The organism is Enterobacter cloacae (assembly GCF_013375935.1).
GTDB lineage: Bacteria > Pseudomonadota > Gammaproteobacteria > Enterobacterales > Enterobacteriaceae > Enterobacter > Enterobacter pasteurii.
Map to the genome: position 1 here is coordinate 2,541,156 of NZ_CP056117.1, position 16,353 is coordinate 2,557,508.

The window sequence follows — 16,353 nt, forward strand, 5'->3', positions numbered from 1 at the left end:
TATGGGCAGTCTGCATTACCGAGGAGTAACTGATGAAGCTGATGTTTGCATCGGATATTCATGGATCGCTGCCCGCGACCGAGCGCGTGCTTTCTCTGTTTGACCAGAGCGGGGCGCAATGGCTGGCGATCCTGGGCGACGTGTTAAACCACGGCCCACGCAACGCGCTGCCGGAAGGCTATGCACCCGCCCAGGTGGCGGAAAAACTGAATCACTACGCCTCGCGTATTATTGCCGTGCGCGGCAACTGCGACAGCGAAGTGGATCAGATGCTGCTGCAATTTCCCATCACCGCTCCCTGGCAACAGGTGCTGCTGGAAAACTGCCGTCTGTTCCTGACGCATGGGCACCTGTTCGGCCCGGATAAACTCCCGCCGCTCGCGGCTGGCGATGTCCTGGTTTACGGTCATACTCATATTCCGGTAGCGGAAAAACGCGGGGCGATTTATCACTTTAATCCCGGCTCTGTCAGCATTCCTAAAGGCGGCTACCCGGCAAGCTACGGCATGTTTGAAGACGGGACATTAAGCGTTATCGCACTTAATGATCAGCAAGTTATTGCGCAGATAGCGATTAATCCGTAAGTTACACCACAACTGCAAACGCGCCGTAAGAGCGCTTAGACGAGAAGGTTTCCCGATGGTGGAGCAGAATCATTTGGCAAGTACTGAGTGGGTTGACATTGTCAGCGAAGAAAATGAAGTGATCGCGCAGGCCAGCCGCGAACAAATGCGTGCGGAGCGTCTGCGTCACCGCGCTACGTACATCGTTGTTCATGACGGAATGGGCAAGATCCTGGTCCAGCGCCGCACGGACACCAAAGATTTTCTTCCAGGCATGCTGGATGCCACCGCGGGCGGCGTCGTCCAGGCCGATGAAGTTCTGCTGGATTCCGCACGTCGTGAAGCGGAAGAAGAGTTAGGCATTGCCGGCGTGCCGTTTGCCGAGCACGGCCAGTTCTATTTTGAAGACGAACATTGCCGCGTCTGGGGCGGTCTGTTTAGCTGCGTTTCCCACGGGCCTTTTGCCCTGCAGGAAGAGGAAGTTAGCGAAGTTAGCTGGATGACGCCGGAAGAGATCACCGCCCGCTGCGATGAGTTCACGCCGGACTCCTTAAAAGCGCTGGCGCTGTGGATGACCCGCAACGCCAAAAACGAATCCGCTAAGCCGGAAAACAAAGCGGAAAAAGAGGAAGAGGCGGAGTAAGCCTCAACAGCTTTCCCGCAGGCACAGGCTGGACGCGATGGGCTTACGATCGCGCCAGCCTCCGTCATTCAGGCGCTCCAGAAGCGCTTTTCCGGCCTCAATCCCAATCTTACGATGCGGCACCGCCATCGTCGTCAGCGGCGGCTGACAGACGCGGCTGACGTCGCTGTCGCCAAAGCCCACCACCGCTAAATCGTCCGGCACTTTGATGCGCCGACGCTGGCACTCATACAGCGCGCCGCAGGCGAGCTCATCGGATACGCACACCAGTGCGTCCAGCTCCGGCCACGCCAGCAGGAACTCGGGCAGCTGCGCCGCGCCGGTAGAGAAGTTCGGCGGCATGGCGGCATTAATCACCCTGTTCGGCGACATATGGTGGCGCAGCATCGCCTTGTACCAGCCCTGCAAATGCTGCTGAAAAATCCACTGCTCCTGGTTGGCGCACAGCAGGCCGATATTCTGGTAGCCGCGCTGGATCACCATTTCTGTGAGTTCATACATGGCGGCGACATTATCAATCCCGATATTCATATCAATCGGATCGGCACGCATCGCACCCATTTCCATCACCGGAATGGAGGCATTTTTCAGCCAGTGGCGGACCGTGTCGGAGTGCTCAACGCTGAGCAAAATCGCGGCGGCGATATTCGACGCCAGCAGCGTTTCAAGCAGTTTCTCTTCCTGTTCGACTCGATGCTGAGACTCCGCCAGCATGATCTGGTAACCGGCGGGCTGAAGCACCTGCTGAAGCCCGGCAAACATCTCTGAACACCCGGCTTCGGAAAGGTTGGGAACGACCATCGCAATCGTCCACGATGACGCCGATGCCAGTGCGCTGGCGGCCAGGTTGGGCATATATCCCAGCTCCTGCACCGCAGCTTCAATTTTTTCACGCAGTTTATCGGAAACCTGTTCGGGCGTGCGGAGCGCGCGTGAGACGGTCATTGTGCCGACGCCGGCAAGCTGCGCGACATCTGCGAGGGTTACTTTTCCGGTGCTGCGCCGTTTTCGGGTTAAAGACATACATCTTCCTGCTGACAGGACGCGATTGAATTTCATCCTTCATTTTACGTGACTGGCAGTATACGCCTTAAATCCCTTTTTTTGCTGTGATTTCATACCGTGCGGGTAATTTGATAGCGCTATCACACTTCTGCATGTTAGTTTTTGGTAGCGCTATCTTTGTGATCCCGATCGCAGTCATTGGCTGACGGGTTGAATAAAGTTCGACCATGTCAGGCGTTACGCGGGAGTGAAAAATGCTCAAAAAATGGATATATGATACAACCATTACGCTACAGGATAGCGTCGATAACTGGCCGCAGGCGCTGGAGACTTGTGCGAAACCGCTGCTGGAAATGCAGGTTATTTCGCCGGAATACGTTACGGCCATCGTTGCGCAGCACCACACGCTAGGGCCTTACTACGTACTGGCGCCAGGGCTCGCAATGCCGCATGCGCGCCCGGAAGAAGGGGCGAAAGGTCTCGGCCTCTCATTATTAAAGCTGAAGCAGGGCGTTTCGTTTGGCGCCGGTGAGTTTGACCCCGTCGATGTGATTATTATGCTGGCGGCGCCGGACAAACACAGCCATATCGAAACAATCTCCGCGCTCGCAGAACTTTTTTCCAGCGACGAGGATATGGCGAAATTGCATCAGGCAAATACCCTGGAGGAGATAAAAGCCATTATCGACCGCTTCTGATTTAATTATTTCATCCGATTTATCTCAACATTACGCATCAGCGTGATGGGGCGTGCTCTACTCAAAAAAGGGGTTAACAATGAAAATCATGGCTATTTGCGGCTCCGGCCTGGGCAGCAGTTTTATGGTCGAAATGAATATTAAAAAAGTGCTCAAAAAGCTGGAAATAGAGGCCGAGGTTGAACACTCCGATCTCTCCTCCGCCACGCCGGGTGCGGCCGATCTGTTTGTAATGGCGAAAGACATTGCAGCCAGCGCCAGCGTGCCGGAAAGCCAGCTGGTGGTGATCAACAACATCATCGATATCAACGAACTCGAAGCGCAGCTGCGCGCCTGGTTCGAAAGACAATAATCCTGATAAGGCGAGGTGGATATGTTTATCCTTGAAACGCTGAATTTCGTTGTTGATATTTTAAAAGTCCCTTCGGTGCTGGTGGGGTTAATTGCCTTAATTGGTCTGGTTGCGCAGAAAAAAGCGTTTTCAGATGTCGTAAAAGGCACAATTAAAACGATCCTCGGCTTTATTGTGCTGGGCGGCGGCGCCACGGTGCTGGTAGGTTCATTAAATCCCCTTGGCGGCATGTTTGAGCACGCCTTTAATATCCAGGGTATTATTCCAAACAATGAAGCGATTGTATCGATTGCCCTGGAAAAATACGGTGCTTCCACCGCGCTCATTATGGCCTTCGGGATGGTGGCGAATATTATCGTCGCGCGCTTTACCCGCCTGAAGTACATCTTCCTGACCGGACACCACACCTTCTACATGGCGTGCATGATTGGCGTGATCCTGACGGTGGCGGGCTTTGAGGGGGTAGGGCTGGTCTTCACCGGCTCGCTGATCCTCGGCCTGATCATGGCCTTCTTCCCGGCAATTGCGCAGCGCTATATGAAGCGCATCACCGGCAACGATGAGATCGCCTTCGGCCACTTCGGTACGCTGGGCTACGTGCTGTCCGGCTGGATCGGCGGCAAAGTCGGCAAAGGCTCGCGCTCTACCGAAGAGATGAACCTGCCGAAAAACCTCAGCTTCCTGCGCGACAGCTCGATCTCCATCTCCCTCACCATGATGATTATCTATCTGATCATGGCGGTGAGCGCCGGGCGCGAGTATGTGGAAGCGACCTTCAGCGGCGGCCAGAACTACCTGGTGTACGCCATCATCATGGCAATCACCTTTGCGGCGGGCGTTTTCATCATCCTCCAGGGCGTGCGCCTGATTCTGGCGGAAATCGTCCCGGCCTTTACCGGCTTCTCTGAAAAACTGGTCCCCAACGCGCGTCCCGCGCTGGACTGTCCGGTTGTCTATCCCTACGCGCCAAATGCGGTGCTGATTGGTTTCCTGTTCAGCTTCCTGGGCGGGATTGTGGGGCTGGTCATCTGCGGACAGCTTAACTGGGTGCTGATCCTGCCGGGCGTTGTTCCGCACTTCTTCACCGGCGCGACCGCAGGCGTGTTTGGTAACGCCACCGGCGGACGTCGCGGGGCGATGATTGGCGCATTTGCCAACGGCCTGCTGATCACCTTCCTGCCGGTTCTGCTGCTGCCGGTGCTGGGCGCGATTGGCTTTGCCAATACCACCTTCTCGGATGCCGATTTTGGCGCGGTCGGGATTGTGCTGGGCAACCTGGCGCGCTTCCTGTCGCCGCTTGCCATCACCGGGCTGGTTGTTGCGTTGTTCGCGCTGCTGGTGGCCTACAACGTATTCGCTAAAAACAAACCTGCGGGCGGTGACGCGCAGGAAAATACCGGAGCCAAATGATGAATGAGAATGAAATAACCGAACTGGCGCGTCAGATCCGCCTTGAGACGCTGAAATCCCTGACGCAGCTGGGTTTTGGCCACTACGGCGGCAGCATGTCGGTCGTCGAAACGCTGGCGGTGCTGTACGGCGCGGTAATGAAGATTGACCCGGCCGATCCGGACTGGCCTGAGCGGGACTACTTTGTGCTGTCGAAAGGCCATGCGGGCCCGGCGCTCTACAGCACGCTGGCGATTAAAGGCTACTTCCCGATTGAAGAGCTGAGCACGCTGAATCAGAACGGAACGCGTCTTCCCAGCCACCCGGACCGCCTGAAAACCCGCGGCGTGGACGCCACCACCGGTTCGCTTGGGCAGGGGATCTCTATCGCCGGCGGCATGGCGCTGTCGCACAGGCTGGCAGGAAGGCCAAACCGGGTGTTCTGCATCGTTGGCGACGGGGAGCTGAACGAGGGGCAGTGCTGGGAAGCGTTCCAGTTTATTGCCCACCATCGCCTGAATAACCTGACGGTGTTCGTGGACTGGAACAAACAGCAGCTCGACGGCGAGCTGGACGAGATCGTCTGCGCGTTCGACCTGGAAGAGAAGTTCCGCGCCTTTGGCTTTGACGCGGTGACGGTGAAGGGGGACGACATTCCGGCGCTGCTGGAGGTAACGTCGCCGATGCCCAGGGCCGATGCGCGCCCGCGGGTAGTGATCCTCGACAGCATCAAAGGGCAGGGGGTGCCGTACCTGGAACAGCTCGGCAACTCGCACCATCTGCGGTTAACCCCGGAGAGCAAAGCGGCCCTCAACGAGACGATTCGCCAACTGGAGGCTTCACATGATTAAGCTTGCACCGCCACAACAGAAAGATGCCGTTGAGATGCGTAAGGTCTACGCGGGCTTTGTGGCAAAACAGATTGAGGCCGGGAGCGAGATTATTGCCCTCGAAGCGGATCTGATGAGTTCGATGGCGATGGATGGCGTGGCGCGCGATTATCCGCAGCACGTTATCAACTGCGGCATTATGGAGGCTAACGTGATTGGAACGGCGGCGGGGCTGTCGCTTACCGGACGTAAGCCGTTCGTGCACACCTTCACCGCCTTTGCCAGCCGCCGCTGCTTCGACCAGCTGTTTATGTCCCTCGACTACCAGCGCAACAACGTGAAGGTGATTGCCTCGGACGCGGGGGTAACGGCCTGTCACAACGGCGGCACGCATATGTCGTTTGAGGATATGGGCATTGTGCGCGGCCTGGCGCACTCGGTGGTGCTGGAGGTGACCGACGCGGTGATGTTCGAAGACGTGCTGCGCCAGCTGATGGACCTGGAAGGCTTCTACTGGGTGCGCACGATACGCAAGCAGGCGCCGAGCGTGTATGCGCCGGGCTCAACGTTCACCATTGGCAAAGGCAACGTGCTGCGTGAAGGGAGTGACATCACCCTGATAGCCAACGGCATCATGGTGGCGGAGGCGCTGGAGGCAGCGCGCCAGCTAGAGCAGGAGGGCGTAAGCGCGGCGGTTATCGACATGTTTACCCTGAAGCCCATCGACAGGATGCTGGTGAAAAACTATGCCGAGAAAACCGGGCGTATTGTGACCTGCGAAAACCACAGCATCCATAACGGGCTGGGCTCGGCGGTGGCGGAAGTGCTGGTGGAAACCTGCCCGGTGCCGATGCGTCGCGTTGGCGTTAAGGAACGCTATGGCCAGGTGGGGACGCAGGACTTTCTTCAGAAGGAGTATGGCCTGACGGCACACGATATTGTGTCGGCGGCGAGAGAGCTGCTGTAAAAAAAAGGCGACCGTCGGGTCGCCTTTTTAATGCAGTTAAAGCATTACTGCTGCTGTGAAGACTGGATCGCCGTCAGCGCGATGGTGTAGACGATATCGTCAACCAGCGCGCCGCGGGAGAGGTCGTTCACAGGCTTGCGCATGCCCTGCAGCATTGGCCCGATGGAGATCAGGTCTGCTGAACGCTGTACCGCTTTATAGGTGGTGTTACCGGTGTTCAGATCCGGGAAGATGAACACGGTCGCACGGCCTGCAACCGGCGAGTTTGGCGCTTTGGATTTCGCCACGTCAGCCATAACCGCAGCATCGTACTGGAGCGGGCCGTCGATCATCAGATCCGGACGTTTTTCCTGCGCAATGCGGGTTGCTTCACGGACTTTCTCTACGTCGCTACCTGCACCAGAGGTGCCGGTAGAGTAGGAGAGCATTGCCACGCGCGGTTCGATACCGAATGCCGTTGCGGAGTCCGCAGACTGGATTGCTATTTCTGCCAGCTGCTCTGCGGTTGGATCCGGGTTGATCGCGCAGTCGCCGTAAACGTAAACCTGTTCAGGCAGTAGCATGAAGAACACGGAGGAAACCAGAGAGCTGCCCGGTGCCGTTTTAATCAGCTGCAGCGGCGGACGGATGGTGTTCGCGGTGGTGTGTACCGCACCGGAAACCAGGCCGTCAACTTCATCCTGCTCCAGCATCAGCGTACCCAGTACCACGTTGTCTTCCAGCTGCTCGCGCGCAACGGCTTCGGTCATGCCTTTGTTCTTACGCAACTCAACCAGACGGGCAACGTAGCTTTCGCGAACCACTTCTGGATCGACGATTTCGATGCCTGCGCCCAGCTCAACGCCCTGGGACGCCGCAACGCGGTTAATCTCATCCGGGTTACCCAGCAGCACGCAGGTCGCGATGCCGCGCTCTGCACAGATAGCGGCCGCCTTAACGGTGCGTGGTTCGTCGCCTTCTGGCAGAACAACGCGTTTGCCCGCTTTACGCGCCAGCTCGGTCAGCTGGTAACGGAAGGCTGGAGGCGACAGACGGCGGCTGCGCTCGGAGGTCGCGGTCAGGGATTCGATCCAGTCTGCGTTGATATAGCCAGCAACGTATTCCTGAACCTTCTCGATACGCTCGTGGTCATCAACCGGTACTTCCAGGTTGAAGCTCTGCAGGCTCAGGGAGGTCTGCCAGGTGTTGGTGTTCACCATAAACACCGGCAGGCCGGTGGCGAACGCGCGTTCGCACAGCTTGCTTACGCGTGGGTCCATCTCATACGCGCCGGTCAGCAGGATCGCACCGATTTCCACGCCGTTCATCGCGGCCAGGCAGGCTGCAACCAGCACGTCCGGACGGTCTGCGGAGGTCACCAGCAGAGAACCAGCGCGGAAGTGCTCCAGCATGTGTGGTATGCTGCGCGCGCAGAAGGTCACGGACTTCACGCGGCGGGTATTGATGTCGCCTTCGTTGATCACGGTAGCGTTCAGGTGGCGCGCCATATCGATTGCACGGGTAGCAATCAGATCGAAGCTCCACGGCACCGCGCCCAGAACGGGCAGCGGGCTGGAATCCTGAAGTTTAGCCGGGTCAACTTTGATGACTTTCGCTTTAGAAGAGTCGTCGAAGATTTCGGACAGGTCAGGACGCGTACGGCCCTGTTCATCAACCGGTGCGTTCAGTTTGTTAACGATAACGCCGGTGATGCTGGTGTTTTTCGCACCGCCAAAGCTGCTGCGCGTCAGTTCGATACGCTCTTTCAGCTGCTCCGGGGTATCGGTGCCCTGAGACATCACGAAAACGATCTCTGCGTTCAGGGTTTTCGCGATTTCAAAGTTCAGGGACTGGGCAAACTGGTGTTTACGGGTCGGGACCAGGCCTTCAACCAGCACCACTTCAGCGTCCTGCGCGTTAGCGTGATAGTTGGCGATGATCTCTTCCATCAGCACGTCTTTCTGGTTGCTGGAGAGCAGAGACTCAACGTGGCTCATCTTCAGCGGTTCAGCCGCCGGCAGATTGGAATTTTTGCGAACGATGGTGGTGGTCTGGTCTGGCGCATCGCCACCGGCGCGAGGCTGGGCGATTGGCTTAAAGACGCTCAGACGAACGCCTTTGCGTTCCATAGCACGGATCACGCCGAGGCTGACGCTGGTCAGGCCGACGCTGGTTCCGGTAGGGATCAGCATAATTGTACGGGACACGGTTTATCCTCTTTCGTTACCGCCGCGTTGGGCGGGCTACAAAACAGCACCGCCAGCATTGCTGGCGGTGTGGAATCAGGCGGTCAGACGGCACGCGTCTTGCGCGATGACCAGCTCTTCGTTAGTTGGGATAACGATAGCCGGGCGGGTGCCTTCTTTGTTGATGAAGCCAGACTTGCCGAAGCGGGCAGCCAGGTTACGCTCGTGATCAACCTCGAAGCCCAGAACGCCCAGTTTGCCCAGGGACAGTTCGCGAACCATTGCCGCGTTCTCACCGATACCACCGGTGAAGATAACTGCGTCAAGGCGGCCTTCCATCAGCGCGGTGTAAGAACCGATGTACTTCGCCAGACGGTGGCAGTAAACGTCCATTGCACGTTTAGCGTCTGCTTTGGTTTCGTAGTTATCTTCAACGTAACGGCAGTCGCTGGTAACTTCGGTCAGACCCAGCAGGCCAGACTCTTTGGTCAGCATTTTGTTGATGTCGTCAACGCTCATGCCCAGGGTGTCGTGCAGGTGGAAGATGATCGCCGGGTCGATGTCACCGGAACGGGTACCCATCACCAGACCTTCCAGCGGGGTCAGACCCATGGAGGTATCAACACATTTACCGTTGCGGATAGCAGAAACAGAACCACCGTTGCCCAGGTGGCAGGTGATGATGTTCACTTCTTCAACCGGCTTGTTCAGCACTTTTGCGGCTTCCTGAGTCACATAGAAGTGGCTGGTGCCGTGTGCGCCGTAACGACGGACGCCGTGCTCTTTGTACAGGCTGTATGGCAGGGCATAGAGGTAAGACTCTTCCGGCATGGTCTGATGGAACGCGGTATCGAACACGGCCACGTTTTTGTCTTTCAGATTCGGGAAGGATTTCAGTGCTTCAGCGATACCGATCAGGTGAGCCGGGTTATGCAGCGGTGCGAAAGACGCAGAGTCTTTGATGCCCTGGATCACAGAGTCGTCAATCACCACGGAACTGGTGTATTTTTCGCCGCCGTGGACGATACGGTGACCAATTGCAGTCAGCTGAGCAGACAGTTCTGGTTTTTGTGCCAGAATAGTGTTAACGATAAAGTTCAGCGCTTCACTGTGAGCGGCGCCTGCACCTAAAGCCGCTTCTTGTTTGCTGCCGTCCATCTTCCACTTGATACGTGCTTCAGGCAGATGGAAACATTCGGCCAAACCAGAGAGGTACTCGTCACCGTTGAGCGCATCGATGATGGCGAATTTCAGTGAAGAGCTACCGCAGTTCAGAACCAGTACTAACTTACTCGACATGGAAGTACCTATAATTGATACGTGGCTAAAAAAACGTCAATGAGTCTAAAAGCGTAACGCATGCTGACCCAGACATTTATGATTAACATCATGCCAAACGAACATTCTGGCAGGATGGAAGAAATACCTATGATTTTAAGCCATTTTGAACATTTTTCAGACAATGGCATAATATGCGATAATTTGACGAGTTAACGCTTCTCGTCTACGGCCCTATCAGGCTGGCACAGGATACCCGATACGGGGTAGCGATGACAAAATATTTTGAACGTTGTCATAGCCTGTTGTGGTTTTGCACGAAAATTTTAATTTTTATATGTGAAGTTGAGGTACAGCCATGTCGACACCCGAAAACCCGTCCGTTAACTTTTTCAGCCTGTTTCGTCGGGGACAGCATTATGCAAAGACATGGCCGATGGAAAAGCGCCTCGCGCCCATGTTCATTGAAAACCGCACCATTCGCGCCACGCGCTACGCGATCCGCTTTATGCCCCCGATCGCCGTCTTTACCCTGTGCTGGCAAATTGCGCTGGGTGGACAGCTTGGCCCGGCCGTTGCGACAGCACTCTTTGCCTTAAGCCTGCCGATGCAGGGGCTATGGTGGTTAGGTAAACGCTCCATTACGCCGCTTCCGCCTTCTATTTTACACTGGTTTTATGAAGTGCGTGGAAAACTGGAGGAAGCCGGCCAGGCGCTGGCACCGGTGGAAGGCAAGCCGGACTATCAGGCGCTGGCAGATACGCTCAAGCGAGCGTTTAAACAACTTGATAAAACATTCCTCGATGACTTGTGATTGATCATCGAAACGACGACCAAAAGAAGGCACAGTAACACACCGTTACCGTGTCTTTTTTTACAGTGCAATGCGCTACAGGAGTCGAAAGATGGAAATGACCCATGCTCAACGTCTGATTTTGTCTAACCAGTACAAGATGATGACTATGCTTGATCCCGATAACGCTGCGCGCTACAGCCGCCTGCAGACCATCGTCGAACGTGGTTTTGGTTTGCAGATGCGCGAACTGGATCGCGAGTTTGGCGAGCTGAAAGAGGAAACCTGCCGCATCGTTATCGACATCATGGAGATGTACCATGCGCTGCATGTGTCCTGGACCAACCTTAAAGACCAGCAGGCCATTGACGAGCGCCGGGTGACGTTCCTGGGCTTTGATGCGGCGACGGAAGCGCGCTATCTGAGCTATGTGCGCTTTATGGTGAACACCGAAGGACGCTACACCCACTTTGACGCGGGCACGCACGGCTTTAACGCCCAGACCCCAATGTGGGACAAATATCAGCGTATGCTGAGCGCGTGGCATGCCTGCCCGCGCCAGTACCACTTAAGCAGCAACGAAATTCAACAAATCATTAATGCCTGACGGAGGTGCGTGTGCAGTGTAAAGGTTTTCTGTTTGATCTGGACGGTACGCTGGTGGATTCGCTGCCGGTGGTTGAACGCTCGTGGTGCCACTGGGCCGACCGGCACGGCATCGACCATCAGGACGTACTGAATTTCATCCATGGCAAACAGGCCATTACCTCATTGCGGCACTTCCTGGCGGGACGATCTGAGGAAGAGATCCAGGCGGAGTTTACCTATCTTGAGCAGATTGAGGCCACCGATACCGACGGCATTACCGCGCTGCCCGGCGCGCGCGAATTGCTTGAGCACCTGAATGAAGCGCAGATCCCCTGGGCTATCGTCACCTCCGGCTCGGTTCCCGTCGCTCACGCCCGCCACAAGGCGGCAGGTTTACCGACGCCGGACGTGTTCATTACCGCTGAACGCGTGAAGCGCGGCAAGCCGGAACCGGATGCGTTTCTGCTCGGCGCCGAGCTGCTTGGCCTTGCGCCTGCGGAGTGCGTGGTTGTGGAAGATGCGGCGGCTGGCGTGCTGGCCGGGCTGAACGCCGGAAGCCACGTCATCGCCGTTAACGTTCCGGCGGGATCGCCCCGGCTGGATGAGGCAGACTTTGTGCTCAACACGCTGACTGCCATCGACGTCTCGAAGACGCCGGACGGCATTGTAACCGTCTCGCTAAAAATGTAATCCCATGATATAGCCCCACGCTGCTGGGGCTTTTTTATGGCAAAATTGCTTCTCCTCCACTGACAAGGACATGTTGTGAACGGTGAACTGATTTGGGTCCTGAGCCTGCTGTTAATCGCCATCATTCTTTTTGCCACGGGCAAGGTGCGCATGGATGCCATCGCCCTGTTCGTGATTGTCGCCTTCGTGCTGAGCGGTACGCTCTCGCTGCCGGAAGCCTTTTCCGGGTTTAGCGATCCCAACGTTATTTTGATTGCCGCCTTGTTTATCATCGGCGACGGGCTGGTTCGCACCGGCGTGGCGACGATGATGGGCGTGTGGCTGGTCAAGGTAGCGGGCAGCAGCGAAACCAAAATGCTGATTTACCTGATGCTGACGGTGGCCGGGCTGGGCGCGTTTATGAGCTCAACGGGCGTCGTCGCTATCTTTATTCCGGCGGTGCTGAGCGTCTGCATGCGAATGCAGATCTCCCCGTCGCGCCTGATGATGCCGCTAAGCTTTGCCGGACTTATCAGCGGCATGATGACGCTGGTGGCGACGCCGCCGAACCTGGTCGTTAACAGCGAACTGATCCGTGAGGGGCTTGAGGGGTTTAGCTTTTTTAGCGTTACGCCGATCGGGCTGGTCGTGCTGGTGATGGGCATTATCTATATGCTGCTCACCCGTTTTGCCCTGAAAGGGGAGAAGCAGGATAACGCCAGAGAGGGCTGGAAGCGGCGCTCCTTTCGCGATTTGATTAAAGAGTACCGCCTGACCGGTCGCGCCCGGCGTCTGGCCATCCGACCGGGTTCGCCCATGGTGGGGCAGCGGCTGGACGATCTCCGGCTGCGCGAACGCTACGGCGCAAACGTGATCGGCGTGGAGCGCTGGCGTCGCTTTCGTCGGGTGATTGTCAACGTGAACGGGGTATCCGAATTCCGGGCGCGGGATGTCCTGCTGATTGATATGTCCACGGCGGACGTGGACCTGCGTGAATTCTGTAGCGAACAGCTGCTGGAGCCGATGGTGCTGCGCGGCGAATATTTTTCTGACCAGGCGCTGGATGTCGGCATGGCCGAGGTGTCACTCATTCCGGAATCGGAGCTGTTGGGTAAAACGGTGCGCGAAATCGGCTTTCGCACCCGCTATGGCCTGAACGTGGTGGGCCTGAAGCGCGATGGCGTGGCCCTTGAAGGAGCGGTAGTGGATGAGCCACTCCTGCTGGGGGATATCTTCCTGGTAGTCGGCAACTGGAAACTGATTAGCCAGCTCGGGCAGAAAGGCCGCGACTTTGTGGTGCTGAATATGCCGATTGAGGAGAGCGACGCGTCGCCGGCGCACAGCCAGGCACCCCACGCGATATTCTGCCTGGTGCTGATGGTCTCCCTGATGCTGACGGACGAGATACCTAATCCCATAGCGGCGATAATTGCCTGCCTGCTAATGGGCAAATTTCGCTGTATCGATGCCGAAAGCGCTTACAAGGCGATTCACTGGCCGAGCATCATTCTTATTGTCGGGATGATGCCTTTCGCCCTGGCGCTACAGAAAACCGGCGGGGTGGATTTGATCGTTAAAGGCTTAATGGACGCGGGCGGCGGTTATGGTCCCTATCTGATGATGGTCTGCCTGTTTGTCATGTGCGCCACCATCGGACTGTTTATCTCCAACACCGCCACCGCCGTGCTGATGGCACCTATTGCGCTGGCGATGGCGAAATCGATGGGCGTTTCGCCGTATCCGTTTGCGATGATGGTTGCGATGGCGGCGTCCGCGGCGTTTATGACGCCGGTCTCTTCGCCGGTCAATACGCTGGTGCTGGGGCCGGGGAACTATAAATTCAGCGACTTCGTGAAGATTGGCGTGCCGTTCACCGTGCTGGTGATGCTGGTGTGCGTGGTGTTAATTCCGGTCTTATTCCCGTTTTAAGCAGGGGCACGCGCTTCAGGCCGGGCAGGCGATGCCGCCTCCCGGCAAACGTTATAGCGGGGAGTCCTGGCTAATCTCATCCAGCGACAGATGGAAGCTCGGCACAAATACCTGCATAAAGTAGTCCATCTCCTCGCTGCGGCGGGATGCCAGGGTTTTTTCCAGGCGCGTTTTCGCCAGCAGGAACTCGTTATTCCCCGCGGATAGCTCTTCCAGACATTTCAGGTACGCGCACAGCGCATCGGCCTGTTTCACCAGGGACTTTTCTTCTTCCGTATACTGATGTTCGTCGATAAGCGGCTCGAAGATATCACGCAGCTCCTCGGGCACCATTTCAATCAGCTTCTGCTGCGCAATCTTTTCGATGGCCTTATATTCCTGCGCAATCTGCGAGTTGAAATATTTCACCGGCGTCGGCAGATCCCCGGTCAGCACTTCCGAAGCATCGTGATACATCGCCAGCAGGGCGATACGCTCGGCATTCACCTGTCCGTTGAATTTGCGGTTCTTAATGGCGGCCAGCGCGTGAGCGACCATGGCAACCTGCAAACTGTGCTCTGACACGTTTTCCGTGCGCACGTTGCGCATCAGCGGCCAGCGGTTGATGAGCTTCAGGCGGGAGAGGTGGGCAAAAAAATGACTCTGACTCATAGGTTACCTTACGTCTTAACAGCGACAGACTTCATTGTGCGGGGAGGGGAGGGAAGATGCAAATTAGCGGATGCTGAAAGCCGGGCAGGCGAAGCGCCACCCGGCAGGCGGGAAAGTTTACTGATGATACCCGGACAGGAAGCGTCCGAAGCGGCTGATGGCCATTTCGAGATCGTCTTCGCGCGGCAGCGTCACGATACGCACGTGGTCCGGCCACGGCCAGTTAAACGCCGTTCCCTGCACCAGCAGCACTTTTTCCTGTAGCAGGAAGTCGAGCACCATTTTCTGATCGTCGTGAATGTTGAAGCGCTTCGCGTCAATTTTCGGGAACATATACAGCGCGCCGTTTGGCTTGACGCAAGAGACGCCCGGGATATCGTTGATCAGTTCCCACGCGCGGTTGCGCTGTTCATACAGACGGCCGCCAAGCACGATGAACTCGCTGATGCTCTGATAGCCACCGAGCGCCGTCTGGATCGCATGCTGCGCCGGCACGTTGGCGCAAAGACGCATGGATGCCAGCATCTCCAGCCCTTCTATATAGCCCTTCGCATGTTTCTTCGGACCGTTCAGCACCATCCAGCCCTGACGGAAACCGGCCACGCGGTAGGTTTTAGACAGGCCGTTAAAGGTGACGGTCAGCAGGTCGGGGGCCAGCGCGGCGATAGAGTGGTGCTGCGCCGCGTCGTACAGGATCTTGTCGTAAATCTCGTCGGCAAAGATGATCAGGTTGTGCTGGCGGGCGATCTCCACGATCTCCATCAGCAACTCTTTTGAGTAGACGGCGCCCGTCGGGTTATTCGGGTTAATGATGACGATACCGCGGGTGCGTGGCGTAATTTTGGCGCGAATATCATCCAGATCCGGGAACCAGTCAGAGGATTCGTCGCACAGGTAGTGGACCGCCTTACCGCTGGACAGCGACACCGCAGCCGTCCACAGCGGGTAATCCGGCGCGGGAACCAGCATTTCGTCGCCGCTGTTCAGCAGCGCCTGCATCGCCTGGACGATCAGCTCCGAAACGCCGTTGCCAATGTAGATATCTTCCACGGTAACGTCGCGCATACCGCGCGCCTGATAGTGCTGCATGATGGCTTTACGGGCGGAGTAAAGCCCTTTTGAATCGCAGTAACCCTGGGCGGTTGGCAGGTTGCGGATCACATCCACCAGGATCTCATCCGGCGCTTCAAAACCAAATGGCGCGGGGTTACCGATGTTGAGTTTCAGAACCTTATTGCCTTCCTCTTCGAGACGTTTAGCCTCTTTAAGAACCGGGCCACGGATGTCGTAACAGACGTTGTCGAGCTTGCTGGATTTTTCGATAGGGGACATGAACCTTTAACCTTTTCGCTATTGTTGCTACTCCCTGCCGTGGAAGCTAGCACGGAACAATGTACTCCCACCGCGCTTCGTTTTGAAGGGCGCACAGAAGAAGATTTTGTACAACAGGACGGAGCCGTTGCGATCTCTTAAACTGAATGCGGACCGATCGGGTTCCTGAATTTATCGCTATACAGGCAAATGTTAGGATTTTTATGCTGAAAATTTAAAATAAATGTGAATATTATGCTGACGTAAATTAAAAGACGATTGGCGAGGAGGCGTTAGTCGCCGGGCGTGACCTTTCGTAAAACCTGAATGCTAAGATACGCATTGCCTTATTAGCAAAGCCAGGTTAGAAGTTACTCATGTGAAATTAATGTTAAGCGATATTAATGATTGAACTGAATCTAAATTAAACTTTATTTATTATTAACGACGAAAATGCAACTTTCGTTAATTTTAATAAAAAGAGTTTAGCGGCTTATCGGTGGCGGTAAATCTGTAATATTG

General features: G+C 56.2%; 16 protein-coding genes. 11 read left to right on the forward strand and 5 right to left on the reverse strand.

Features of this window, described 5'->3' with window-relative positions:
* Positions 1–32 precede the first annotated feature (32 nt).
* Positions 33–584 (forward strand): phosphodiesterase, encoded by a 552-nt coding sequence (yfcE, locus tag HWQ14_RS12005; protein ID WP_148419937.1) that lies wholly within the window; start codon positions 33–35, stop codon positions 582–584.
* 55 nt (positions 585–639) lie between these two features.
* On the forward strand, positions 640–1,206 hold the full coding sequence (gene yfcD / locus HWQ14_RS12010; RefSeq protein ID WP_003861439.1) for an NUDIX hydrolase YfcD: 567 nt from the start codon (positions 640–642) through the stop codon (positions 1,204–1,206).
* 3 nt (positions 1,207–1,209) lie between these two features.
* Here yfcD and HWQ14_RS12015 read toward each other — a convergent pair whose 3' ends face one another.
* The gene (locus HWQ14_RS12015; protein WP_176609833.1) at positions 1,210–2,229 is read right to left on the reverse strand and encodes a LacI family DNA-binding transcriptional regulator; all 1,020 of its coding nucleotides are present in this window, start codon (positions 2,227–2,229) and stop codon (positions 1,210–1,212) included.
* Between the two features lie 236 nt (positions 2,230–2,465).
* Between HWQ14_RS12015 and HWQ14_RS12020 the strand changes: the two genes are divergently transcribed.
* The 5 genes from HWQ14_RS12020 (at position 2,466) to HWQ14_RS12040 (ending at position 6,447) form a co-directional block, all read left to right on the forward strand.
* Positions 2,466–2,909 (forward strand): PTS sugar transporter subunit IIA, encoded by a 444-nt coding sequence (locus HWQ14_RS12020; RefSeq protein ID WP_176609834.1) that lies wholly within the window; start codon positions 2,466–2,468, stop codon positions 2,907–2,909.
* A 79-nt stretch (positions 2,910–2,988) separates the two neighbouring features.
* Positions 2,989–3,261: a PTS sugar transporter subunit IIB gene (locus HWQ14_RS12025; protein ID WP_003861447.1), complete on the forward strand. Its 273-nt coding sequence runs from the start codon at positions 2,989–2,991 to the stop codon at positions 3,259–3,261.
* Positions 3,262–3,282: 21 nt separating this feature from the next.
* Entirely contained in the window at positions 3,283–4,671 is a 1,389-nt protein-coding gene (locus tag HWQ14_RS12030) for a PTS ascorbate transporter subunit IIC (protein ID WP_148419933.1), read from the forward strand.
* The gene (locus tag HWQ14_RS12035) at positions 4,671–5,501 is read left to right on the forward strand and encodes a transketolase (protein WP_176611188.1); all 831 of its coding nucleotides are present in this window, start codon (positions 4,671–4,673) and stop codon (positions 5,499–5,501) included. Before HWQ14_RS12030 ends, HWQ14_RS12035 begins: the two co-directional genes overlap by 1 nt.
* A complete protein-coding gene (locus HWQ14_RS12040) occupies positions 5,494–6,447 on the forward strand; it encodes a transketolase family protein (protein WP_148419932.1) in 954 nt (317 codons plus the stop codon). The genes HWQ14_RS12035 and HWQ14_RS12040 overlap by 8 nt, the downstream gene beginning before the upstream one ends.
* Positions 6,448–6,491: 44 nt before the next feature.
* Here HWQ14_RS12040 and pta read toward each other — a convergent pair whose 3' ends face one another.
* Positions 6,492–8,633, reverse strand: a complete 2,142-nt coding sequence (gene pta, locus HWQ14_RS12045) for a phosphate acetyltransferase (protein WP_148419931.1) — start codon at positions 8,631–8,633, stop codon at positions 6,492–6,494.
* A gap of 75 nt (positions 8,634–8,708) precedes the next feature.
* Entirely contained in the window at positions 8,709–9,911 is a 1,203-nt protein-coding gene (gene ackA / locus HWQ14_RS12050) for an acetate kinase (protein WP_148419930.1), read from the reverse strand.
* A 337-nt stretch (positions 9,912–10,248) separates the two neighbouring features.
* Between ackA and yfbV the strand changes: the two genes are divergently transcribed.
* The 4 genes from yfbV to HWQ14_RS12070 all read left to right on the forward strand — a co-directional run bounded on the left by yfbV (position 10,249) and on the right by HWQ14_RS12070 (position 13,869).
* Positions 10,249–10,704, forward strand: a complete 456-nt coding sequence (gene yfbV / locus HWQ14_RS12055; protein ID WP_148419929.1) for a terminus macrodomain insulation protein YfbV — start codon at positions 10,249–10,251, stop codon at positions 10,702–10,704.
* Positions 10,705–10,795: 91 nt separating this feature from the next.
* Positions 10,796–11,290 (forward strand): YfbU family protein, encoded by a 495-nt coding sequence (locus HWQ14_RS12060; RefSeq protein ID WP_148419928.1) that lies wholly within the window; start codon positions 10,796–10,798, stop codon positions 11,288–11,290.
* 11 nt (positions 11,291–11,301) lie between these two features.
* Entirely contained in the window at positions 11,302–11,961 is a 660-nt protein-coding gene (locus HWQ14_RS12065; RefSeq protein WP_176609835.1) for a sugar phosphatase, read from the forward strand.
* Positions 11,962–12,036: 75 nt separating this feature from the next.
* A complete protein-coding gene (locus HWQ14_RS12070) occupies positions 12,037–13,869 on the forward strand; it encodes an SLC13 family permease (RefSeq protein WP_176609836.1) in 1,833 nt (610 codons plus the stop codon).
* A 51-nt stretch (positions 13,870–13,920) separates the two neighbouring features.
* On the opposite strand, the gene yfbR is transcribed toward HWQ14_RS12070, so the two are convergent.
* Entirely contained in the window at positions 13,921–14,520 is a 600-nt protein-coding gene (gene yfbR, locus HWQ14_RS12075) for a 5'-deoxynucleotidase (RefSeq protein WP_148419925.1), read from the reverse strand.
* Between the two features lie 117 nt (positions 14,521–14,637).
* Positions 14,638–15,852 carry an alanine transaminase AlaA gene (alaA, locus tag HWQ14_RS12080; RefSeq protein ID WP_176609837.1) on the reverse strand — a complete coding sequence of 405 codons (1,215 nt, stop codon included), beginning with the start codon at positions 15,850–15,852 and terminating at the stop codon, positions 14,638–14,640.
* Positions 15,853–16,353: the final 501 nt, after the last annotated feature.